Annotated in this window: 18 protein-coding genes; 9 read left to right on the top strand and 9 right to left on the bottom strand. The window is 72.3% G+C overall.

The window, feature by feature from the left end:
• Nucleotides 1–100: 100 nt before the first annotated feature.
• Nucleotides 101–481 (bottom strand): STAS domain-containing protein, encoded by a 381-nt coding sequence (locus ABEE00_RS02435; RefSeq protein WP_345743470.1) that lies wholly within the window; start codon nucleotides 479–481, stop codon nucleotides 101–103.
• A gap of 270 nt (nucleotides 482–751) precedes the next feature.
• On the opposite strand from ABEE00_RS02435, the gene ABEE00_RS02430 reads away from it, so the two are divergent.
• The 3 genes from ABEE00_RS02430 to ABEE00_RS02420 all read left to right on the top strand — a co-directional run bounded on the left by ABEE00_RS02430 (nucleotide 752) and on the right by ABEE00_RS02420 (nucleotide 4563).
• On the top strand, nucleotides 752–1705 hold the full coding sequence (locus ABEE00_RS02430) for an RNA polymerase sigma factor SigF (protein WP_345743469.1): 954 nt from the start codon (nucleotides 752–754) through the stop codon (nucleotides 1703–1705).
• A 324-nt stretch (nucleotides 1706–2029) separates the two neighbouring features.
• Nucleotides 2030–2485, top strand: a complete 456-nt coding sequence (locus ABEE00_RS02425) for a nitroreductase family deazaflavin-dependent oxidoreductase (RefSeq protein ID WP_345743468.1) — start codon at nucleotides 2030–2032, stop codon at nucleotides 2483–2485.
• Between the two features lie 314 nt (nucleotides 2486–2799).
• Nucleotides 2800–4563, top strand: a complete 1764-nt coding sequence (locus ABEE00_RS02420; protein ID WP_345743467.1) for an APC family permease — start codon at nucleotides 2800–2802, stop codon at nucleotides 4561–4563.
• A 94-nt stretch (nucleotides 4564–4657) separates the two neighbouring features.
• On the opposite strand, the gene ABEE00_RS02415 is transcribed toward ABEE00_RS02420, so the two are convergent.
• Nucleotides 4658–5275: a cysteine hydrolase family protein gene (locus ABEE00_RS02415; protein ID WP_345743466.1), complete on the bottom strand. Its 618-nt coding sequence runs from the start codon at nucleotides 5273–5275 to the stop codon at nucleotides 4658–4660.
• A gap of 197 nt (nucleotides 5276–5472) precedes the next feature.
• Here ABEE00_RS02415 and ABEE00_RS02410 point away from each other — a divergent pair, with 197 nt between their 5' ends.
• Nucleotides 5473–6417 (top strand): GlxA family transcriptional regulator, encoded by a 945-nt coding sequence (locus ABEE00_RS02410; RefSeq protein ID WP_345743550.1) that lies wholly within the window; start codon nucleotides 5473–5475, stop codon nucleotides 6415–6417.
• Nucleotides 6418–6483: 66 nt separating this feature from the next.
• Here the strand turns inward: ABEE00_RS02410 and hutI are convergent, their stop codons facing one another.
• The 4 genes from hutI to hutU are packed head-to-tail and all read right to left on the bottom strand — an operon-like array spanning nucleotide 6484 to nucleotide 12000.
• Entirely contained in the window at nucleotides 6484–7656 is a 1173-nt protein-coding gene (hutI, locus tag ABEE00_RS02405; RefSeq protein ID WP_345743465.1) for an imidazolonepropionase, read from the bottom strand.
• 53 nt (nucleotides 7657–7709) lie between these two features.
• A complete protein-coding gene (locus tag ABEE00_RS02400) occupies nucleotides 7710–9080 on the bottom strand; it encodes a formimidoylglutamate deiminase (protein WP_345743464.1) in 1371 nt (456 codons plus the stop codon).
• Nucleotides 9077–10270 carry an allantoate amidohydrolase gene (locus ABEE00_RS02395; RefSeq protein WP_345743549.1) on the bottom strand — a complete coding sequence of 398 codons (1194 nt, stop codon included), beginning with the start codon at nucleotides 10268–10270 and terminating at the stop codon, nucleotides 9077–9079. Before ABEE00_RS02395 ends, ABEE00_RS02400 begins: the two co-directional genes overlap by 4 nt.
• A 44-nt stretch (nucleotides 10271–10314) precedes the next feature.
• Nucleotides 10315–12000, bottom strand: coding sequence for a urocanate hydratase (gene hutU / locus ABEE00_RS02390; protein WP_345743463.1), 1686 nt, complete (start codon nucleotides 11998–12000; stop codon nucleotides 10315–10317).
• 156 nt (nucleotides 12001–12156) lie between these two features.
• On the opposite strand from hutU, the gene ABEE00_RS02385 reads away from it, so the two are divergent.
• Nucleotides 12157–13467 (top strand): type III PLP-dependent enzyme domain-containing protein, encoded by a 1311-nt coding sequence (locus ABEE00_RS02385; RefSeq protein ID WP_345743462.1) that lies wholly within the window; start codon nucleotides 12157–12159, stop codon nucleotides 13465–13467.
• A 196-nt stretch (nucleotides 13468–13663) separates the two neighbouring features.
• Here the strand turns inward: ABEE00_RS02385 and ABEE00_RS02380 are convergent, their stop codons facing one another.
• Together ABEE00_RS02380 and ABEE00_RS02375 are read right to left on the bottom strand one after the other, a co-directional pair.
• Nucleotides 13664–14839 carry a 5-methyltetrahydropteroyltriglutamate--homocysteine S-methyltransferase gene (locus ABEE00_RS02380; RefSeq protein ID WP_345743461.1) on the bottom strand — a complete coding sequence of 392 codons (1176 nt, stop codon included), beginning with the start codon at nucleotides 14837–14839 and terminating at the stop codon, nucleotides 13664–13666.
• 74 nt (nucleotides 14840–14913) lie between these two features.
• Nucleotides 14914–15480, bottom strand: a complete 567-nt coding sequence (locus ABEE00_RS02375; RefSeq protein ID WP_345743460.1) for a pyridoxamine 5'-phosphate oxidase family protein — start codon at nucleotides 15478–15480, stop codon at nucleotides 14914–14916.
• 176 nt (nucleotides 15481–15656) lie between these two features.
• On the opposite strand from ABEE00_RS02375, the gene ABEE00_RS02370 reads away from it, so the two are divergent.
• Nucleotides 15657–16037 carry a VOC family protein gene (locus ABEE00_RS02370; protein ID WP_345743459.1) on the top strand — a complete coding sequence of 127 codons (381 nt, stop codon included), beginning with the start codon at nucleotides 15657–15659 and terminating at the stop codon, nucleotides 16035–16037.
• Between the two features lie 10 nt (nucleotides 16038–16047).
• Nucleotides 16048–16641, top strand: a complete 594-nt coding sequence (locus ABEE00_RS02365) for a TIGR03086 family metal-binding protein (RefSeq protein WP_345743458.1) — start codon at nucleotides 16048–16050, stop codon at nucleotides 16639–16641.
• A gap of 174 nt (nucleotides 16642–16815) precedes the next feature.
• Here ABEE00_RS02365 and ABEE00_RS02360 read toward each other — a convergent pair whose 3' ends face one another.
• On the bottom strand, nucleotides 16816–17661 hold the full coding sequence (locus tag ABEE00_RS02360; protein ID WP_345743457.1) for a MurR/RpiR family transcriptional regulator: 846 nt from the start codon (nucleotides 17659–17661) through the stop codon (nucleotides 16816–16818).
• Nucleotides 17662–17876: 215 nt separating this feature from the next.
• Here ABEE00_RS02360 and ABEE00_RS02355 point away from each other — a divergent pair, with 215 nt between their 5' ends.
• Both ABEE00_RS02355 and ABEE00_RS02350 read left to right on the top strand, forming a co-directional pair.
• Nucleotides 17877–19385, top strand: a complete 1509-nt coding sequence (locus ABEE00_RS02355; protein ID WP_345743456.1) for a purine-cytosine permease family protein — start codon at nucleotides 17877–17879, stop codon at nucleotides 19383–19385.
• Nucleotides 19386–19394: 9 nt separating this feature from the next.
• Nucleotides 19395–19829, top strand: a complete 435-nt coding sequence (locus ABEE00_RS02350; RefSeq protein ID WP_345743455.1) for a hypothetical protein — start codon at nucleotides 19395–19397, stop codon at nucleotides 19827–19829.
• Nucleotides 19830–19937: the final 108 nt, after the last annotated feature.

Raw genomic sequence — 19937 nt, 5'->3', positions numbered from 1 at the left:
CAGGGGTCTCCTGCCCCTCCGTACCGCGGGAACACCCACGGATTCGGGCGGGCCGGTGTGACGCGTGCAACGCGTGCCCGCGCGTGCGGGCCTGCGGGGGTCACGCGCCCGGAACATTCTCCAACGCCGCATCAAGATCATCATGCACCGTGAACACCGCCTCGGCGCCGGTGATCTCGAAGACCCGTGCCACCACGGGCAGCATTCCGGCCAGGTGCACCCCGCCGCCCGCCGCCTCGGCCTTCAGCCGGGCGCCGAGCAGTACGTTCAGCCCCGTCGAGTCGCAGAACTCCAGTTGGGAGCAGTCCACGACCAGCCGGCCGTAGCCCTCCTCCACGCACTGCTCCAGCGGCTCGCTCAGCAGTTCCGCGGTGTGGTGATCGAGCTCACCGGTGGGCGTCACCACAGCGCTGATGCCCTCGTGGCGTACCTCGACCGTCAGCCGGCCCCGGCTCGTGCTGCCGGGCATCCCGCGGTCCATGCAGTTCCCTTCGATTGCCTTCTGCTTGCGAAAGCGCCCGCTCTCTGCTGCCCCCGTCAGGCGCCCCGAACCCTACGCCTTCCCCGCGCCGTCCGGTAGCCGAACAACCCACACAACCGGGCAAATTCGGACATAAAGGACTTGCCATGCCCGTGTGAAAGCAGGTAGGCGTAGAAGAGACATCCGCAAACGCGTCGGCTTTGGAGGCGCCGCACACCGCAGTGCACGTCAGGCCCCGGCAGCCATATGCCGAGACTTATGGAGGACACCATGTCACCCCGGCTCGACCACGGGATATCGGAACCCACCGACCCGGAGGCCGCCCTGGAGACGCCCGGAGCACCCGAGGTGCCCGAGCACTTCCCGGCAGAAGAGCTCCCGGAACCCACGAGCCCGGAAACGGTCGAAGAGCTCTTCGACCAGCTCCAGCTCCCTGAGATCCCACCCTATGACGAGGTGGGTCCGCTGGATGCGCGAGCCCTGTCCAAGACCCTCTTCGAGCGGCTGGAGAACCTCGAAGAAGGCACTCACGAGTTCGCCTATGTGCGCAACACGCTGGTCGAACTCAACCTCGCGCTCGTCAAGTTCGCCGCCTCCAGGTTCCGCTCGCGCAGCGAGCCCATGGAGGACATCGTCCAGGTCGGCACGATCGGGCTGATCAAGGCGATCGACCGCTTCGAGCTCAGCCGAGGCGTCGAGTTCCCCACCTTCGCGATGCCGACGATCGTCGGCGAGATCAAGCGCTTCTTCCGCGACACCTCCTGGTCCGTGCGCGTGCCGCGCCGCCTCCAGGAGCTGCGCCTGGACCTCGCCAAGGCCGGCGACGAGCTGGCCCAGCGGCTGGACCGCGCCCCGACGGTGGAGGAGCTGGCCCAGCGCCTGAGCATCTCCGCCGAGGAGGTCGTGGAGGGCATGGCCGCGAGCAACGCCTACACGGCGAGCTCGCTGGACGCGCAGCCCGAGGAGGACGACGCCGAGGGCACCCTCGCGGACCGGATCGGCTACGAGGACCACGGCATCGAGGGCATCGAGTACGTCGAGTCCCTCAAGCCGCTGATCGCCGAACTGCCGCCGCGCGACCGCAAGATCCTCTCGCTGCGCTTCGTGGCCGGCATGACGCAGAGCGAGATCGGCGAGGAACTGGGGATCTCCCAGATGCACGTGTCCCGGCTCCTGTCGCGGACCCTCGCCAAGCTCCGCAAGGGGCTGACAGCCGACGAGTGACCCCGTCATTCACGTCGCGCCACGCTGCGTGACAGTGCGTGCGATGCGGGCGGCCGCCGCTGCCCGCCCCACACGCCCGCGGGTGGGCCGTCCCGGTACGAGAGCACCGGGGCGGCCCACTGCGTGTGTAGGGGGTCCTGCGCGTGTACGGGGTCTATGGCGGAGCCTTCTCCCGCGCTCGCTTTGCCTCCTCTTTGCGCTTTGCTATTCCTTTGCCCTGGCGCCACCGGAATTCCTCTCCTCGCGCGGGTGTTGCCCTCGGCACGATCCGTAACGGTGCCTTCACGTACACGCACCGGACACGCACCGGAGAGGAGTCCGTCCATGGCCGAGGGGACCGGAGGAGCAGCGGGGGACGTCGTCGTCACCCCGACCGACTGGGTCGCCGAACAGGCCCGGCTCTACGAGGAGTCGGGCGGCACCGAGGGCACCGAGATCTTCGGGGCGCCCTGCCTGCTGCTGGACTACGAGGGCCGCCGCACCGGCACCTGGCGGCGCACCGTCCTGATCTACGGGCAGGACGGCGAGGACTACCTGATCGTGGCCTCGTACGGAGGGGCCGACCGGCATCCCGCCTGGTATCTGAACCTGGTGGAGAACCCCGAGGTGCGGCTGCGGGTGGGCACCGAGCGCTTCACCGCGCGCGCCGAGACGCTCTCCGCGGAGGAGAAGCGGCGCGTGTGGCCGGAGTTGGTCGAGCTCTTCGCGCCGTACGCCGAGTACCAGGCGAAGACGGACCGGGACATCCCCGTCGTGCGGCTGCGGCGCACCGGCGGCTGAGGCCCGCGCCGAGCCCCGTGCGAGGGCCCGGGCCAACTGTGCTCCCGCGGGCGCCGATTGGCGGCGCCCGCGGTTCCGCATGTCCGCTCCGAGTGGCGTTTGTCACCTGTGCCGCCGCAAAGAAGGTGTATTAATCACCGTTCACATCATGAGAGCATGCCGAGGTTGTGACATGAGTAAGACCTTGCTGTTGAACGGCGGACCCAGCCCCTTGCCCTGATGGGTACTTCTCCGGCTTCTCCCTGAACCGACTCCGGGGGGCGCGGTCCGAACTCCGTCACGGAGGCGAAGGGAGACCCGGAACTTTGAGCAGCATGCCCACATCCACGTCCCAGGGGGACAACAGCCCCCAGGGCGGTAACGGCGGCTATCGCCGTTCCCTGGGCACCGTGGCCCTCACGGCCACCGGGCTCGGCTCGATCATCGGCTCCGGCTGGCTGTTCGGCGCCGAGAAGGCCGCGGCCATCGCGGGTCCCGCGGCGATCCTCGCCTGGGTCATCGGCGCCGTCGTGGCCCTGACCATCGCGCTGACCTACACCGAGCTGGGCTCGATGTTCCCGCGCGCCGGCGGCATGGTCCGCTACGGGCAGTACAGCCACGGCTCGCTCGCCGGATACCTCGCGGCCTGGGCCAACTGGATCGCGATCGTGTCCGTCATCCCCGGCGAGGCCACCGCCTCGGTGCAGTACATGGCGTCCTGGGACTTCGGCTGGGCGCAGGCGCTGTTCGACGGCAAGCAGCTCACCGGCAGCGGCATCGCCTGCGCGAGCGTGCTGCTGGTCTTCTACTTCTTCATGAACTGGTTCGCGATCACCCTGTTCGCGAAGACCAACACCGCGATCACCGTGTTCAAGGTGGTCGTGCCGATCCTCACCGCGGGCGCCCTGATCGCCGCGCACTTCGACACGAGCAACATCAAGGAGCACGGCGGCTTCGCGCCGAACGGCTGGAGCGCGGTGTTCACCGCGGTCGCCGTCTCCGGGATCGTGTGGGCGTACAACGGCTTCCAGTCGCCGATCAACATGTCGGCCGAGGCCAAGTCGCCCGGCCGCTCGCTGCCCAAGGCCGTGATCGGCTCGATCGTCATCGCGCTGCTGATCTACCTGGCGCTGCAGGTCGCCTTCCTCGGCGGCGTCCCCTCCGCCGACCTCGCGAAGGACGGCTGGAGCGGGCTCGCGTACGACTCCCCGCTGGCCGACCTGTCGCTGGCCTGGGGCCTGAACTGGCTGGCCATGCTGCTGTACGCGGACGCCTTCATCTCGCCCTCCGGCACCGGCATGATCTACGCGGCGACCACCTCGCGCATGATCCACGGCGTGCAGGAGAACGGGCACCTGCCGGGCGTCTTCGGCAAGGTGGACAAGAAGACCGGCATCCCGCGCCCCGCGCTGGTGCTGAACCTGGCGATCTCCTTCATCTTCCTCGCGGTCTTCCGCGGCTGGGGCTCGCTCGCCGAGATCGTCTCGGTGGCCACGGTGATCTCGTACATCACCGGCCCGGTCGCCGTGATGTCGCTGCGCAAGCTGTCGCCGGGCCTGAAGCGTCCGGTGAAGCTCAAGGCGATGCCGTTCATCGCGCCGCTGGCGATGGTCTTCGGCTCGCTGGTCCTCTACTGGGGCCGCTGGCCGCTCACCGGCAAGGTCATCCTGATCATGGCGATCGGCCTGCCGGTGTGGGCCTGGTACGAGCTGCGCAAGCCCTGGGCCGAGCTGAAGCCGCACCTGAAGTCCGGTGCGTGGATGGTCGCGTACCTGCTGGTCATGGCCTTCGTGTCGTACACCGGCGGCAAGGAGTTCGGCGGCAAGGGCTGGCTGCCGCAGGGCCTCGACCTGGTGGTCGTGGCGGTCATCGGCCTGCTCTTCTACGTCTGGGGCCTCAAGAGCGCCTGGCGCAACCCGACGCTGGAGCAGGTGGAGCGCGAGATGTCCGAGGACGCCTCGGACGGCCCCGAGGGCGGTTCCGAGGGCGGTTCCGAGGGCGGCCCGGGCGGCGGTGGCTCCGCCGATGACGGGGACGACGACGGCAAGGGCCCGCAGGGCGGCTCCGACAGCAAGGTCCCGGAGCCCGCGGGGGTCTGAGACCTCGTGACTCCGGATTCCGGATACGGCGTGAGGGCCGGGCGGCATGTGCCGCCCGGCCCTCTTCGCGTCGGCCCTCCTCGTCCCGGGCCGTTCACGCCGCCTTGAGGATCTCCTCCGTCCGTACGACCCGGGCGAAGCCGCCGCCGTGCAGGTTCACCGCGGTCGCGCGGTACAGCTCGTCGGCCGTCAGCGACCAGCCGTGCGGTCCCTCCAGGTCGAAGGTGTACGTGGCATCCAGCGCGAACACCACGTCGAAGCCGAGATTGCCGCCCATCCGCGCGGTGGTCTCGGCGCAGAAGTTGGTCTGGACGCCGGCCAGCACGATCTGGCCGATGCCCCGCTCGGTGAGCCAGTGCGCCAGGTCAGGATCGCCGAGGAACGCCGAGTTCACGTGCTTGGTGATCAGCGACTCCCGGTCGGGGGAGCCCTTTCCGCGCCGTTCCGCCACGAAGTCCTGGAGGTCGTTGCCCGGTTGCCCCGGCCGCAGCGGCGAGTCCGGCTCGCGCGAGTCGTGCCGCACGAAGACCACGGGGCGCGCGGAGTCCTGCCAGGCGTCGGCCAGCGCGGCGATGTTGGCCTCCGCGCCGGGGTTGTTCCGCGGCTGCGGGTAGGCGTCGAACCCCTTCTGCACGTCGACCAGTACGAGGGCCGCGTTCCCGGAGATCTCGAGGTCCAGCCGAGCGGTCTGCTGAGCGCTGTCGTTGTCCATGCCCTCAGCATCCGGCGGGGTAAGCGCGGGAAACAGTGGCAGCAACGCACACTATCGATGGCTTACTGCCACTTCGGGAAGGCGCCGCGGCGGCGCATACTGGCGGCGTGCCCTCACCTTCGCTGACCGACTCCGCTTCGCCGGCCGCCTCCCCCGCTCCCCCTCCGGCCGCCGCTGCCGCCCCGTTCCAGGTGGCGATGCTGGTCTTCCCCGGGGTGCGCGCCTTCGACGTCTCCGTGATCACCGAGGTGTGGGGCGTGGACCGCTCGCACCACGGCGTACCGCCCTCCCTGCTGCGGCGCTGCGCCGCGGAGCCCGCGCCCGTACCGGTACGGGGCGGGCTCTCCCTCACACCGGACCGCACCCTGGCCTGGCTCCCGCGCGCCGATCTGGTGGTGGTGCCGGGTCTGGACGATCACGACACCCCCGCTCCAGCCCCGGTGCTCGCCGCGCTCCGCCGCGCCCACGCGCGCGGCACCCCGGTGGCGGCGCTGTGCGGCGGGGCCTTCACCCTCGCGCAGGCCGGGCTCCTGGACGGGCGGCGCGCGGTCACCCACTGGCGGCTCGCGGAGCGGCTGGCCGCGCGCTTCCCGCGGGCCACGGTCGATCCCGAGGCGCTGCACGTCGAGGACGGCGGCATCTGGACCTCGGCCGGTACCGCGGCGGGCATCGACCTGTGCCTGCACCTGATGCGGACCTTCCAGGGGTCGGAGACGGCCTCGGCCGTGGCCCGCCACATGGTCACCGCCCCCTTCAGGGCGGGCACCCAGGCGCAGTTCATCGAGCGGCCCACCCCACGCACCGACCGGGACTCCGACGCGCTGGCCGCCGTGCGGGAGCGGGCGCTGCGCAGCCTCGACGAGCCGCTGCCGGTGTCCCGGCTCGCCCGCTGGGCCGGGATGGCGCCGCGCACCTTCGCCCGCCGCTTCGCCGCCACCACCGGCAGCACCCCGCTGGCCTGGCTCCTGGAGCAGCGGCTCGCCCTCGCCCAGCGGCTGCTGGAGCACACCGACCACCCCATGCCCGAGGTGGCCAGGCGCTCCGGCTTCGGCAGCGAGGTCACCATGCGGCAGCACTTCGCGGCGAGGCTGGCGACCTCGCCGCGGGAGTACCGCAACGCCTTCGCCTCCAAGAGGAGCTAGGCGGAGGCGAGTTGGCGACTCTGCGCCGCCACGGCCGGGGGCTGCCCCTCACCGCACGACTTCCGCTTACCGCACCACTTCGCCCCGCTGCCACACCCGCTCCACCAGCGGCACACCCGGCCGGTAGGCGAAGTGCACGTGGCTGGGGGCGTCCAGGAGCATCAGGTCCGCGCGGGCGCCGGGGCTCAGGCGGCCCACGTCGTCGCGGCGGAGCGCCCTCGCGCCGCCCGCCGTCGCCGCCCACAGCGCCTCGTCGGGGGTCATGCCCATCTCCCGCACCGCGATGGCGATGCAGAACGGGATGGAGGACGTGTACGAGGAGCCCGGGTTGGTGTCCGTGGACAGCGCCACCGTGACGCCCGCGTCCAGCAGGCGGCGGGCGTCCGGGTACACGGCGCGGGTCGAGAACTCGCAGCCGGGGAGGAGGGTGGCCACGGTCCGGCCGCCGGACTGCGCCAGCGCGTCCACGTCCTCGTCCGTGAGGTGCGTGCAGTGGTCGGCGGAGGCCGCCTCCAGCTCCACGGCGAGCCGCACGCCGGGCCCGTACGAGAGCTGGTTGGCGTGCACGCGGGGCACGAGCCCCTTCGCGCGGCCCGCTTCGAGGATGGCCCGCGCCTGGTCACCGTCGAAGGCGCCCTTCTCGCAGAACACGTCCACCCAACGGGCGTGCGGTGCGCAGGCGTCCAGCATCTCGCCGGTGACCAGCTCCACGTACGACGCGGGGTCCTCCGCGTATTCGGGGGCCACGATGTGCGCCCCCAGATACGTGACCTCGTCGGTGTGCTCGGCCGCGATGCGCAGCGCGCGGGACTCCTGGTCCGCGGTGAGGCCGTAGCCCGACTTGGTCTCCTGCGTGGTGGTGCCCTGGAGCGCTCCCTCGCGCAGGTGCCGGGCGAGGGTCGCCGACAGCTCCTCGTCGGTGGCCTCGCGGGTGGCGGACACCGTCGTACGGATGCCGCCCGCGGTGTAGGGCCGCCCGGACATGCGGGCGTTGAACTCCTCCGTGCGGTCGCCCGCGTAGAGCAGGTGCGAGTGCGAGTCGACGAAGCCGGGGAGCACGGCGCGGCCCCCGGCGTCCTGCGCGCCGTCGGCCTCGGGCGCCCGGTGCGCGGGCCCGGCCCAGGCGATCCGCTCGCCGTCCAGGACGACGGCGGCGTCCCGGACGATCCCGAGCGGCCCCTCGCCGAGCTCCGGGTCGTTGGTGACGAGCGAGCCGATGTTGTGGATGAGGGTGCTCATCGCTTCCTTCCCCTACGGGATGTACGTACGTGCTGCGGATGCTCGGCGAGCACTCAACGGAGCTGCGCCATCGCGGCGTTCAGCGCCTGTGCCACGTCGCCGACCGCGGTGTGAGCGCCGTCGCGGACCAGGTGCCTGCCGCCCACGACCACGTCCCGCACGTCGGGGGCCGAGGCCGCGAAGACGGCGGTCTCGGCGGCGAAGCGCGGGAGCGGGCCCGCGGTGCGCACCGAGGAGAGCGAGACAGCGGCGAAGTCGGCGAGCGCGCCGGTCTCCAGACGGCCGGCCTCCGGCCAGCCCAGCGCGGCGTGGCCGTCCTCGGTCGCGGCGCGCAGGAGCTGGGCCGCCGTCCAGTGGCCCCGGGTGCGCGAGCGCAGCCGCTCGTTCAGCTCCATGCCGCGCGCCTCCTCGAAGAGGTCGATCACCGCGTGGCTGTCGCTGCCCAACGACAGGGGCGAGCCGGCGCGTTGGAGCGCGGGCGCCGGGCCGATGCCGTCCGCCAGGTCACGTTCCGTGGTGGGGCACATGCACACGCCCGTGGACGCGCCGCCGAGCAGCGCGATGTCCTCGTCCGTGAGGTGGGTGGCGTGCACGGCCGTCGTCCGCGGGCCGAAGACGCCGTGCTCGTGCAGCAGGGCGGAGGGGGTGCGGCCGTGTGCCTCCTGGCACGCGTCGTTCTCCGCTGTCTGCTCGGAGAGGTGGACGTGCAGCGGCGCCGAGCGCTCCTCGGCCCAGCCCGCCACGGTGCCCAGCTCCCGCGCGGGAACGGCCCGCACGGAGTGGACCGCGGCGCCGATGCGGGCGTGCTCGGAGGGCTTGAGGGCCGCGGCACGCTCGGCCCACTTCTCCGCCGTGCCGTCGGAGAACCGCCGCTGGTGCTGCTCGGGCGGCGCGCCGCGGCCCTTCGTGCCGAAGCCGGAGGCGAGGTAGGCGGTGTCCAGCAGCGTGATCCGGATGCCCGCCTCGGACGCCGCGGCGATCAGGGCCTCGCCCATCGCGTTGGGATCCTCGTACGGGGTGCCGTCCGGCGCGTGGTGCAGGTAGTGGAACTCGCCGACGCAGGTGATCCCGGCGAGCGCCATCTCCGCGTACACGGCCCTGGCCAGCGCGAAGTAGGTGTCGGGCGTGAGCTGCGAGGCGATGCGGTACATCGCCTCGCGCCAGGTCCAGAAAGTGCCCGAGCCCACCTGCACGGTGCCGCGCAGCGCGCGGTGGAACGCGTGCGAGTGCGCGTTGGCCATGCCGGGCAGCACCAGGCCGCGCAGCGGCACCGCGCCGGGCGGGGGCGCCTCCGCCCCCGTACGGACCTCCGCGATGCGGCCGTCGGCCGTGGTGCCGAGCAGCACGCCTGGCTCCACGGTGCCGTTCAGCCAGGCGTGTTCACACCAGTACGTGGTCGCGTTCTGGTACGTCGTTGCGCTCACGGGCACACGAGCCCTTCCAGTACGTCGGCGAGTGCGGTCACTCCGGCCACGCAGTCGTCCTCCTCGGCGAACTCGGCCGGCGAGTGGGAGATCCCGGTGGGGTTCCGGACGAACAGCATGGCGGTCGGCACCGAAGCGGACAAAATACCCGCGTCGTGTCCCGCGCCCGTGGGCAGCACCGGGGCGCCGCCGAGCAGTCCGGCGAGCCGGTCGCGCAGCGGGTGCGCGAACTCCACGACCGGCGTGAAGGATTCGCGGGTCACCCGCACCTCGGTGCCGTCGAGCCCGGCCCGCTTGTCGGCGGCCCGCTCGATCCCGCCCACCACGGCGGCGAGCGTCTCCTCGTCGGCCGCGCGGGAGTCCAGCCAGCCGCGTACGAGGGACGGCACGGCGTTCACGCCGTTCGGCGCGGCCTCGACCTTGCCGAAGGTCGCACGGGCCCCCGCCTCGCCCGCCTGCTCGCGGGCCGCGAGGACGGTGGCCGCGTAGGTGAGCATCGGGTCGCGGCGGTCCTCCAGGCGGGTGGTGCCCGCGTGGTTGGCCTCCCCGTGGAAGTCGAAGCGCCAGCGGCCGTGCGGCCAGATCGCGGAGGCCACGCCGACCGGCGTGTGCTCCTCGCGCAGCGCCAGGTCCCTGCCCTGCTCCACGTGCAGCTCGACGAACGCGCCGATGCGGCCCAGCAGTTCGGGGTCAGCGCCGATGCCCTCGGGGTCGATGCCCGCCTGCTCCATGGCCCGGGGCAGGGTCACCCCGTCCCGGTCGGTGAGCGTGTGGGCGTGCTCCGGGGTGAGGGTGCCGGCGACGAGGCGGGAGCCGGCGCAGGCGAGGCCGAAGCGCGCGCCCTCCTCGTCGGCGAAGTTGACCAGGCCCAGGGGGCGGGCGAACTCCGTGCCGCGCGCCCGCAGTTCATCGAGCGCGGCGAACGCGGAGACCACGCCGAGCGGACCGTCGAAGGCGCCGCCGTCCGGCACCGAGTCCAGGTGCGACCCGGTGACCACGGCGTCGCCCCGTGCGGGATCGCCGTACCAGGCCCACTGGTTGCCGTTCCTGTCCACCTCGTACGCGAGCCCGCGGGTCTCGGCCTGGGCGCGGAACCAGGCGCGGCACTCCAGGTCGGGGCCGTTCCACGCGAAGCGGCGGTAACCGCCGGTGTCGGCGTTCCTGCCGATCGGCAGGAGGTCGGCCCACATCTCGTGGAACGAGGGCGCCTTCGCGCCGGGGCTGTCGGACGCCGTCACGCGTCGCCACCCTCCCGCATCGGCACCCGCACGTCCCGCTCGGCCGCGACCTCGTCGGCGCGCTCGTACCCCGCGTCGACGTGGCGGATGACGCCCATGCCCGGGTCGTTGGTGAGCACCCGGCGCAGCTTCTCGCCCGCGAGCGCGGTGCCGTCGGCGACGGAGACCTGGCCCGCGTGGATCGAGCGGCCCATGCCGACGCCGCCGCCGTGGTGCAGGGACACCCAGGAGGCGCCGGAGGCCACGTTGACCATGGCGTTCAGCAGCGGCCAGTCGGCGATGGCGTCGGAGCCGTCGGCCATGGCCTCGGTCTCGCGGTAGGGCGAGGCCACCGAGCCGCAGTCCAGGTGGTCGCGGCCCAGCGCCAGCGGAGCGGAGAGCGTGCCGTCGGCGACCATCTCGTTGAAGCGTTCGCCGGCGCGGTCCCGCTCGCCGTAGCCCAGCCAGCAGATGCGCGCGGGCAGGCCCTGGTAGCTGACCCGCTCGCCGGCCATCTTGATCCAGCGCGCGAGGGACTCGTTCTCGGGGAAGAGGTCGAGCAGCGCGCGGTCGGTGGCCGCGATGTCCTTGGGGTCGCCGCTCAGCGCCGCCCAGCGGAAGGGGCCCTTGCCCTCGCAGAACAGCGGCCTGATGTACGCGGGGACGAAGCCGGGGAAGTCGAAGGCACGCGCGTACCCGTGCAGTTGGGCCTCGCCGCGGATGGAGTTGCCGTAGTCGAAGACCTCGGCGCCCGCGTCCATGAAGCCGACCATGGCCTCGACGTGCTTGGCCATCGACTCGCGCGAGCGTGCGGTGAAGCCCGCCGGGTCCTTCTCCGCGTACGAGGCCATCTCGTCGAACGCGACGCCCACCGGCAGGTACGACAGCGGGTCGTGCGCCGAGGTCTGGTCGGTGACGATGTCGATCGGCGCGCCCGCGGCCAGCAGCTCGGGCAGCACCTCGGCGGCGTTCCCCAGCAGGCCGATGGAGAGCGGACGGCGCGCGTCCCGCGCCTCGGTGGCCAGCCGCAGCGCGTGCGCGACCGAGTCGGCGCGCACGTCCAGGTACCGGTGCTCGATGCGCCGGTCGATGCGGGTCGCGTCGCACTCGACGCAGATGGCGACGCCGTCGTTCATGGTGACCGCGAGCGGCTGGGCGCCGCCCATGCCGCCGAGCCCGGCGGTCAGCGTGATCGTCCCGGCGAGCGTGCCGTTGAAGCGCTTGGCAGCAACGGCGGCGAAGGTCTCGTACGTCCCCTGCAGAATCCCCTGCGTGCCGATGTAGATCCACGAACCGGCCGTCATCTGGCCGTACATGGTGAGCCCGAGCTGCTCCAGGCGCCGGAACTCCTCCCAGTTCGCCCAGTCGCCCACCAGGTTGGAGTTGGCCAGCAGCACGCGCGGCGCCCACTCGTGGGTCTGCATCACGCCGACCGGGCGGCCCGACTGCACGAGCATCGTCTCGTCGGCGCGCAGGTCCTGGAGGGTGCGGACCATCGCGTCGAAGGACTTCCAGTCCCGCGCGGCCTTGCCCGTGCCGCCGTACACGACGAGCTTCTCGGGGTGCTCGGCCACCTCGGGGTCGAGGTTGTTCTGCAGCATCCGCAGGGCGGCCTCCTGCTGCCAGCCGCGCGCGCTGAGCGCGGTGCCGCGCGGCGCCCGTACGGTGCGCGGTCCCGAGGTTCCCGTGGGTGTGCCTGCCATGAGCCCTGCCTTCCTGGTGGTGCGGAAGCCGTCGATGCGGCCTCGACCGAGCAGCAAATTATTCACTCAGACTACTCACTGAATAAGTCCAGTCAACAGGGCCTCCGGGAAACGGTCCTCTGGGAAGCGGAGTCCCGCCGTGCTTCGCTGGGAGGTATGGACCACTTGGAACAGAACGGCCTCGCCGCGCGCCGCGATCTCGCCGTGCGGGCCGCCGTGGAACAGGGCCTGGTCACCGACGACCGGCAGCCGCTCGCCGCGCTGCTGGACGAGACCGCCGTACGGGACGCGGCGCGGGCGCTGCACGCCGCGTTCCGCGCGGTCGCGGCGCCCGGGCAGCCGGTGCTGCACACCTTCGCGGTCAAGGCGGCCTCGCTGGTCCCGGTGCTGAGACTGCTCGCCGAGGAGGACGTCGGGTGCGAGGTGGCCAGCCCCGGCGAGCTGGCGCTGGCGCGGGCCGCGGGGGTGTCGTCGGCGCACACGGTGCTCGACTCGCCCGCCAAGACCCGCGCCGAACTGCGCGAGGCGCTGGACCTGGGGGTCGCGCTCAACGCCGACAACCCGCAGGAACTTTCGCGGCTGGACGCGCTGGTCGGCGCCTCCCCCTCTTCTGCTCCCCTGGGCCTGCGGGTGAATCCGCAGCTCGGCGGCGGTTCCATCGACGCGATGAGTACGGCGACCGAGCACTCCAAGTTCGGGGTGGCGCTGCGCGACCCGGGGGCGCGGGAGTGGGTCGTACGCGCTTATCTGGAGCGCCCGTGGCTGACCCGGCTGCACACCCACACCGGATCGCAGGGCTGCCCGCCCGAGCTGATGGCGGAGGGCGTCCGGGCCGCGTACGCGCTGGCCGAGGAGGTCAACGCGGCCGTCGGGCGGCAGCAGATCGACACGCTCGACATCGGCGGCGGCCTGCCGGTGGACTTCGCCTCCGACGAGGGCGGTCCTTCGTACGAGGGGTACGCGCGGCTGCTGGCGCGCACGGTGCCGGGGCTCTTCGACGGGCGGTACGGGCTGGTCACGGAGTTCGGCCGGTCGCTCACCGCCAAGGCCGGGACGGTCCTCGCGCGCGTCGAGTACGCGAAGTCGGCGGGCGGCCGCGCGATCGCGGTCACCCACGCGGGCGCGCAGGTGGCCGCGCGCACGGTCTTCGCGCCCGAGGCGTGGCCGCTGCGGGTGGCGGCGTACGACGCGAAGGGGCGGGCGAAGGAGGGGCCTGCGGTGGTGCAGGACGTGGCGGGGCCGTGCTGTTTCGCGGGCGACTTGGTGGCGCGGGAGCGCCCGCTTCCCCTGCTGGAGGAGGGCGACTACGCCGCCCTCCTCGACACGGGCGCCTATTACGCGTCCAACCCGTTCGGCTACAACTCGCTGCCGCGGCCGGGGGTGTACGCCTACGACAGCGATCTCCGCTTTACGACGATCCGCCACCCCCAGAGCGTCGAGGATTTGGTCGCCGAGTCGGGCGGCTGACCGCTTCCACCGCCGACGGCTTGGCTGCGTGCTTACTTCCCGCCGCGGCGGGATTCGGGTGAACCCCTCGTACGAGCTGTGGGCAGTCGTTCCGCAGGGGCGGAACGGGTGGGCACAGCGGACCGCAGGCCCCCGCTCCCACGCAACCACGCTCGGAACGGGGGCCCGGGGCGCGGCCCCGGAAACGCAATGGGGGTTACACGGAACCCCACAACTCCTCCGCCGTCTCGACGATCAGTCGAAGCTTCGCCAACTGATCCGCCTCGGTCAGGTTGTTGCCCTCGACCGTCGAGGAGAAGCCACACTGCGGCGACAGACAGAGCTGATCCGCGTCCACGTACTGCGACGCCTCCTCCACCCGCCGCTTCAACTCGTCCTTCGACTCCAACTCCGGCCGCTTACTGGTGACAAGCCCCAACACCACCCGCTTCCCCTTCGGCACGAAGCGCAACGGAGCGAATGTCCCCGACCGCTCGTCATCGAATTCGAGGAAGAAGCCGTCCACGTCCAGATCGCTGAAGAGCGCCTCGGCCACGAAGTCGTACCCACCCGAAGCGACCCACGACGAGGCGAAGTTGCCCCGGCACATGTGCGTCGTCACCCGCATCCCCGCCGGCCGCGCCTCGATGGCGCGATTGATGTTCGCGATGTACGTCTCGTGCTGGTGCTCGGGATCCCCGCCGATCGAGGCGATGTGCCGCCGCTGCTCGGGGTCGTTGAGGTAGGCCAGCGAGGTGTCGTCGAGCTGGAGATACCGGCACCCCAGGTCGTACACGGCCCGCACCTGCTCCGCGTACGCGTCCGTGAGGTCCGTCCAGAAGCGGTCCATGTCGGGGTAGAGCGCGTCGTCGATGGCCGCCCTGCCGCCCCGGTAGTGCACCATGCTCGGCGACGGGATGGTCAGCTTCGGCGTGACGCCGGGCCCCACCGCGTCCCGCAGGAAGGCGAAGTCCTCGCCGAAGATGGTCCGCTCCAGCCGCAACCGCCCGTCCACCTGCGCGGACGGCGGCGCGAACTCCACGCCGCCCTCGTCGTTGTGGAACTTGATCCGCAGCGAGTCGTCCTCGACCCTGCTGACCCCGCCGAGCGCGTAGATGAAGTCCATGTGCCAGGAGGAGCGCCGGAACTCGCCGTCCGTGGCGCTCCGCAGCCCCGCCTCGGCCTGCATCCGTACGGCCGCGCGCACCGCCTCGTCCTCGGCGGCCGCCAGCTCGCCGGCGGAGAGCGTGCCGGCCGCGTGGGCGTCCCGCGCCCGCTTGAGCGCGGCGGGCCGCAGCAGGCTCCCGACGTGGTCGGCCCTGAAGGGCGGGCCGTCGCCCTGCGCCGGCTCCGGCGGAGTGCCCTGCGGCGTGCCCTGCGGTGTTGCCGTCATAACCGTCCCCTTTCGTACCGGGGGACCAGCCTGCGGCGAAGGTGTTCCAATCCTCAACCACCTTGCCGGGCATACTAACGAGTACGTACAGAAGAACCGCCCCGGAACCGCCAACGGGTCTGCGCGAAGGGGAACTTGGAGAAGCCGAGCGCCTTGCGCGGCCGCACCGCGAAGACGTGCGCCACGCCGCCGCCGTCACCACCGTCTCCGTCGCCGTCGCCGTACCGGAAGGCCCCGTCCCGCACCGTGTAGCGCCAGTCCGGCCCGTACTTCGCCTCCCACTCCCCCGCCAGCCGCCGCAGCAGTACGGGGTCGGTGACGCGTACCGCCTCGCCCTCCACCACGACGTCCAGGCCCTCGGCGTAGCGGTTGTGCCCGGTGGTCAGCGCGCAGTGCGGGGCGGCCGCGAGGTTGCGGTGCTTCTGCTCCTCCTCGCCGGTGCAGAAGTACAGCGCGAGCGGGTCGTCGAGCCACACCCCGAGCAGCGGCGTGACGTGCGGGCGGCCGTCGGCGCGCACGGTGGAGAGCCAGTAGGTGCCCGCGGACGCCAGCTCGTCGCGCGCCTCCTTCCAGGAGGGCGGGGCCGCGCCCTCCTCGCTGTAACGGGGGTCGAGTTCGGGCTGCGGAGCGTCGGAGGTCATGCCCTTCCCTGCCTTTCGCGCGTGCGGCCGCCTTCGCCCCGTACGGACCGGGCGCGGGCACGGGACTCATCGGTACGCGGCACGCCCGGCACACGGCCCCGGCGGGACCGATGAGTTCGGGGGCGGTACGCGGTCGGCCCCTGTGACATCGACCGGAGCCACCGGAGGAGGGCCGCATGGCCACGCACGAGCACAAGGACGTCCTCACCCTCAGCGGACCGCTGCTGAGCAGCACGGATCCGGACCGTCTGACCGCCTGGTACCGCTCGGTGCTGGAGCCGCTGGGCGCGCGCTGGGAGGAGCACATGCTGCTGATCGCGGACGGCATGTACCTCGGGTTCGACCGGCGCGACGACGTGGCGGACAAGACGGCCGAGCCGGGGCGCACGCTGCTCAACTTCGGCGTGCGGGACATCCGCGCCGCCGAGCGCCACCTCAACACGCTGGGGGTGCGCTGGATCCGGCCCGTCGAGCGCACCGAGTGGGGGTGGATCTCGACCGTGGAGGATCCGGACGGCAACTACCTGCAGTTCGTCCAGGGCCCGGACGAGAACTAGGGCGCCGGCCGTGTACGGCTCGCCTGAGCACGCCGCGGAGCTGCTGGAGCGGGCCGTCGGCTACGCCCTGGGCGCCGTGGGCCCGGCCGGCGCGCGGGACGCGGGCAAGGAGACCCCGTGCGCCGGCTGGGACCTGGACACGCTGCTGCGGCACGCGTGCGACGGGCTGGGAGCGCTGCGGGAGGGGATCGACGCGGGGTACGTCGGGATACCGGGGCCGCGTGAGGAGCCGGCCCCGGGTGCGGATCCGGCCGCCGCGTTCCGGCTGCGCGCGGGGCGGCTGCTCGGTGCGTGGGCGGCGGTGGGGTCCGCGTCGCGCCAGGTCCGGGTCGCCGATCTGCCGATCACGTCCTCCGCCCTTGCGGGGGCGGGTGCGTTGGAGGTCGCCGTCCACGGGTGGGACGTGGCCCGCGCGCTGGGGAGACCGTGCGCGATGCCGCGCGCGCTGGCCACGGCCCTCTTGGAGCTGGCCCACCTCCTGGTCCCGTCACCGGCGGACCGCCCCCCGCTGTTCGGCCCTCCCCTGACCCCGCCTCCGGGCGCGGGCCCGGAGCCCCAGCTGCTCTCGTTCCTGGGAAGGGACCCCGACTGGGGCGTCGGGTAGCCCCGTCGGGTGCGTAGTGACGCGGGCGGGGGGGGGCTGCGGTCCGCTGTGCCCACCCGTTCCGCCCCGACGGAACGAATGCCCACAGCTCGTACGAGGGGGTTCACCCGAATCCCGCCGCAGCGGAAAGCAACCAGAAGCGCACCCGACCGGCGGTCAAAACGGCGCGCAACCCTACTCGGCGAACAACCCCCGCTCAGCGGCCCGTACATCGAAGTCCTCCAACCGCGCCTGCGCGTCCGGCAGGAAGTCGCACATGGCCTCCAGCAGCACCCGGCCCAGCAGCATCGGCGCGCACGCGGTGTCGAAGGCGAGGCCCGTGCCGACGGCCGCGGGCAGCAGCAGGTCGTCGGGGTGCGCGACCGGCGCGAAGGCGCTGTCCGCGACCGTCACCACCCGCAGCCCGGCCGCACGCGCGCACTCCAGCGCCGCGACCGTCTCCCGCGGATGCCGCGGCAGCGCGAAGCACATCAGCGCGCTCGCCCCGGCCCGTACGCACGCGTCGACCCGGTCCTCCAGCATCGAGCCGCCCTCGTCCAGCAGCCGCACGTCGGGATGCACCTTCGCCGCGAAGTACGCGAAGCCCCGCGCCTGCGAGGACGCGGCGCGCAGCCCCAGCACCGGCAGCGGCCTGGACCCGGCCAGCACCTCGGCGGCGCGCTCGACCGGCGCCGGATCGGCCAGCAGCGTCGCGAGGTGCTGCAGGTTGTCGATCTCGGCCTGCACCGCCTGCTGGTACGCGTTCCCCTCCACGTCGCCGTCGCCGGACCCCGTACCGGAGCCGCCCGGCGCCTCCTCGCGCAGATGCTTGCGCAGCCCGGGGTAGCCGTCGAAGCCGAGGGCGACGGCGAAGCGGGTGACGGAGGGCTGGCTCACCCCCGCGAGCTCGGCGAGTTCGACGCTGGAGAGGAACGGCGCGTCCTCGGCGCGCCGCACCATGCAGTGCGCGATGCGCCGCTGCGTCGGCGTCAGCCGGTGCCCCTCGAAGAGCTTCAGCAACCGCGCGCTGGCGCTGCTCATCCCCGCCTCATCTCCGTCCGTTCCCGTTGCGGTCAGCGGCCCCGTGACCGGGGTTCCCGCCCCGTACCGTAACCGCCGTTCCGCTCCCACCCCTTGACTCTTATTCACTCACACATGACTCTGCATGACCGTATGCACCCGCAGCAAGCGGACCGCGCGGAAGCGGCACGCGCGCAGGCGGGCCATGGGCAAGCGGAACGGAAGGCAGGCACGTCATGGGCGGACCACCCGAGAAATCACCAGCCGAAACCCCCGCCCTCGTCGAACGGCACTCGATCGACGTCGTGCCGGACAGCGAGCGGCACGGGCGCGCCTTCAGCCAGTTCACCCTGTGGCTCGGCGCGAACCTCCAGATCACCGCCGTGGTCACCGGCGCGCTCGCCGTCGTCTTCGGCTCGAACGTCCTGTGGGCCGTCGCCGGACTCGCGCTCGGCAACCTGCTCGGCGGCACCGTCATGGCCCTGCACTCGGCGCAGGGCCCGCGCCTCGGGCTGCCGCAGATGATCTCCTCGCGGGCCCAGTTCGGGGTGCGCGGCGCCATCGTGCCGCTGCTGTTGGTGATCGTGATGTACGTGGGCTTCTTCGCCAGCGGAACGGTGCTGGCGGGGCAGGCCACCGGCGAACTCACCCACCTCGGCGACACCGGCGGCATCGTGCTGTTCGGCGCGATCACCGCCGTCACGGCCGCCGTCGGCTACCGGCTCATCCACGCGATCGGCCGGATCGCCTCGGTGGTCTGCGCGCTGGCCTTCGTCTACCTCGGCTTCCGGCTGCTGGAGCGCGCCGACCTGGGCGCCCTGCTCTCCGACCGCTCCTTCGACTTCCCGCTCTTCCTGCTGGCGATATCGCTGTCGGCCTCCTGGCAGCTCGCCTTCGGCCCGTACGTCGCCGACTACTCGCGCTATCTGCCCCGCTCCACCTCGGCGCGGGCCACCTTCTGGTGGACGCTCGGCGGCAGCGCGCTGGGCTCGCAGTGGTCGATGACCTTCGGCGCGCTGGCCGCTGCCGCCGCGGGCGACGCCTTCGTGGGGCACGAGGTCGGGTACGTGGTCGGGCTCGGCGGTACGGGTCTTGCCGCGGCGGTCCTCTACTTCGTGATCGCGCTCGGCAAGCTCACCATCAACGTGCTGAACACCTACGGCGGCTTCATGTCGCTGGTCACCAGCGTGAGCGGCTTCCGCGGCCAGAAGGAGATCTCGCCCAGGACCCGCGCCGTCTACATCGGCGGGATCATGGTCGCGGGCACCGCGGTGGCGCTGCTGGGCAAGGACACCTTCCTCGCCTCGTTCAAGGACTTCCTGCTGTTCCTGCTGACCTTCTTCACGCCCTGGTCGGCGATCAACCTGGTGGACTACTACCTGATCGCCAAGGAGCGGTACGACCTGCCGGCGCTCAGCGACCCGTCGGGCCGCTACGGCGCCTGGAGGTGGCGGGCGCTCACGGTGTACTTCGTCGGCCTGCTCGCCCAACTCCCCTTCCTGGCCACGCACTTCTACACGGGACCGCTGGTCGCACCGCTGGGCGGAGCGGACATCTCGTGGCTGGTGGGCCTCGCCGTACCGGCCCTGCTGTACTGGCTGCTGGCCCGCAAGGACACCGGGCACATCGAGGACCTCCCCGTGGGGAACGGTCCGGTCGAACAGAACCCGGAGGGGTCGCCGGGCGCGGAAGTCCGGGAGAAATCGGGGGATAGCCCCACTGTGGCGGGTGCGGAACGGCCTTAGCGTTCTCGCATGGAAGCACGCGACCCTGAGCTGAAGCGCGATCTCGACGCGTCCCTGCAGACGCGCAAGGAACTCGGCCCTGAATACGAGCGGGAGCTCGTCGACTCCTTCCTCGGCAAGGTCGAGGAGCGCGTCGACGGCATCGTCGACAAGCGGGTGCGGCGCCAGCTCGCCGAGCAGCAGATGGTGGTGGCGCGCGGCGGCGCCCACCCCGCGCCGCGCCCCCGCGGGTATGCGGAGGGGCTGGGCGCCCGGCTGGGCATGGCCATCGCCTCACTGGTGCTCGCGATACCGCTCTCCGCGATAGCCGTGGTCAACGCGGGCCTGCCGGGCCTGCTGATCTGCTGGGCGGGCATCGTGGGCGTCAACGCGGCGGCGGGAGGCCGCAGTTGGTTCGGGCTGCTGGGAGGCAAGCACGAGGGGGAGGGCCGGGGGAAGGAGTAGCGGGCGGGGACCGCCGCACCCCGGTGCGAGACCAGGGGCGGGACGACGGCGGTCCCCGCCGGGACGCCCGCCCGTCAGGCCGGGCGGCGTCCGGGGCGTCGAGTGGAG

The organism is Streptomyces odontomachicola, from assembly GCF_039605595.1.
Taxonomy (GTDB): Bacteria; Actinomycetota; Actinomycetes; order Streptomycetales; family Streptomycetaceae; genus Streptomyces.
The sequence above is the reverse complement of the archived record's forward strand: the minus strand, read 5'-3'. Positions and strand labels throughout refer to the sequence as shown.

Bases quoted from the DNA above. Each gene is read 5' to 3' on its own strand.
- ABEE00_RS02435 (WP_345743470.1), bottom strand. From the start codon at position 481: ATGGACCGCGGGATGCCCGGCAGCACGAGCCGGGGCCGGCTGACGGTC.
- ABEE00_RS02430 (WP_345743469.1), top strand. From the start codon at position 752: ATGTCACCCCGGCTCGACCACGGGATATCGGAACCCACCGACCCGGAG.
- ABEE00_RS02425 (WP_345743468.1), top strand. From the start codon at position 2,030: ATGGCCGAGGGGACCGGAGGAGCAGCGGGGGACGTCGTCGTCACCCCG.
- ABEE00_RS02420 (WP_345743467.1), top strand. From the start codon at position 2,800: ATGCCCACATCCACGTCCCAGGGGGACAACAGCCCCCAGGGCGGTAAC.
- ABEE00_RS02415 (WP_345743466.1), bottom strand. From the start codon at position 5,275: ATGGACAACGACAGCGCTCAGCAGACCGCTCGGCTGGACCTCGAGATC.
- ABEE00_RS02410 (WP_345743550.1), top strand. From the start codon at position 5,473: ATGCTGGTCTTCCCCGGGGTGCGCGCCTTCGACGTCTCCGTGATCACC.
- hutI (WP_345743465.1), bottom strand. From the start codon at position 7,656: ATGAGCACCCTCATCCACAACATCGGCTCGCTCGTCACCAACGACCCG.
- ABEE00_RS02395 (WP_345743549.1), bottom strand. From the start codon at position 10,270: ATGTGGGCCGACCTCCTGCCGATCGGCAGGAACGCCGACACCGGCGGT.
- hutU (WP_345743463.1), bottom strand. From the start codon at position 12,000: ATGGCAGGCACACCCACGGGAACCTCGGGACCGCGCACCGTACGGGCG.
- ABEE00_RS02385 (WP_345743462.1), top strand. From the start codon at position 12,157: ATGGACCACTTGGAACAGAACGGCCTCGCCGCGCGCCGCGATCTCGCC.
- ABEE00_RS02380 (WP_345743461.1), bottom strand. From the start codon at position 14,839: ATGACGGCAACACCGCAGGGCACGCCGCAGGGCACTCCGCCGGAGCCG.
- ABEE00_RS02375 (WP_345743460.1), bottom strand. From the start codon at position 15,480: ATGACCTCCGACGCTCCGCAGCCCGAACTCGACCCCCGTTACAGCGAG.
- ABEE00_RS02370 (WP_345743459.1), top strand. From the start codon at position 15,657: ATGGCCACGCACGAGCACAAGGACGTCCTCACCCTCAGCGGACCGCTG.
- ABEE00_RS02360 (WP_345743457.1), bottom strand. From the start codon at position 17,661: ATGAGCAGCGCCAGCGCGCGGTTGCTGAAGCTCTTCGAGGGGCACCGG.
- ABEE00_RS02355 (WP_345743456.1), top strand. From the start codon at position 17,877: ATGGGCGGACCACCCGAGAAATCACCAGCCGAAACCCCCGCCCTCGTC.
- ABEE00_RS02350 (WP_345743455.1), top strand. From the start codon at position 19,395: ATGGAAGCACGCGACCCTGAGCTGAAGCGCGATCTCGACGCGTCCCTG.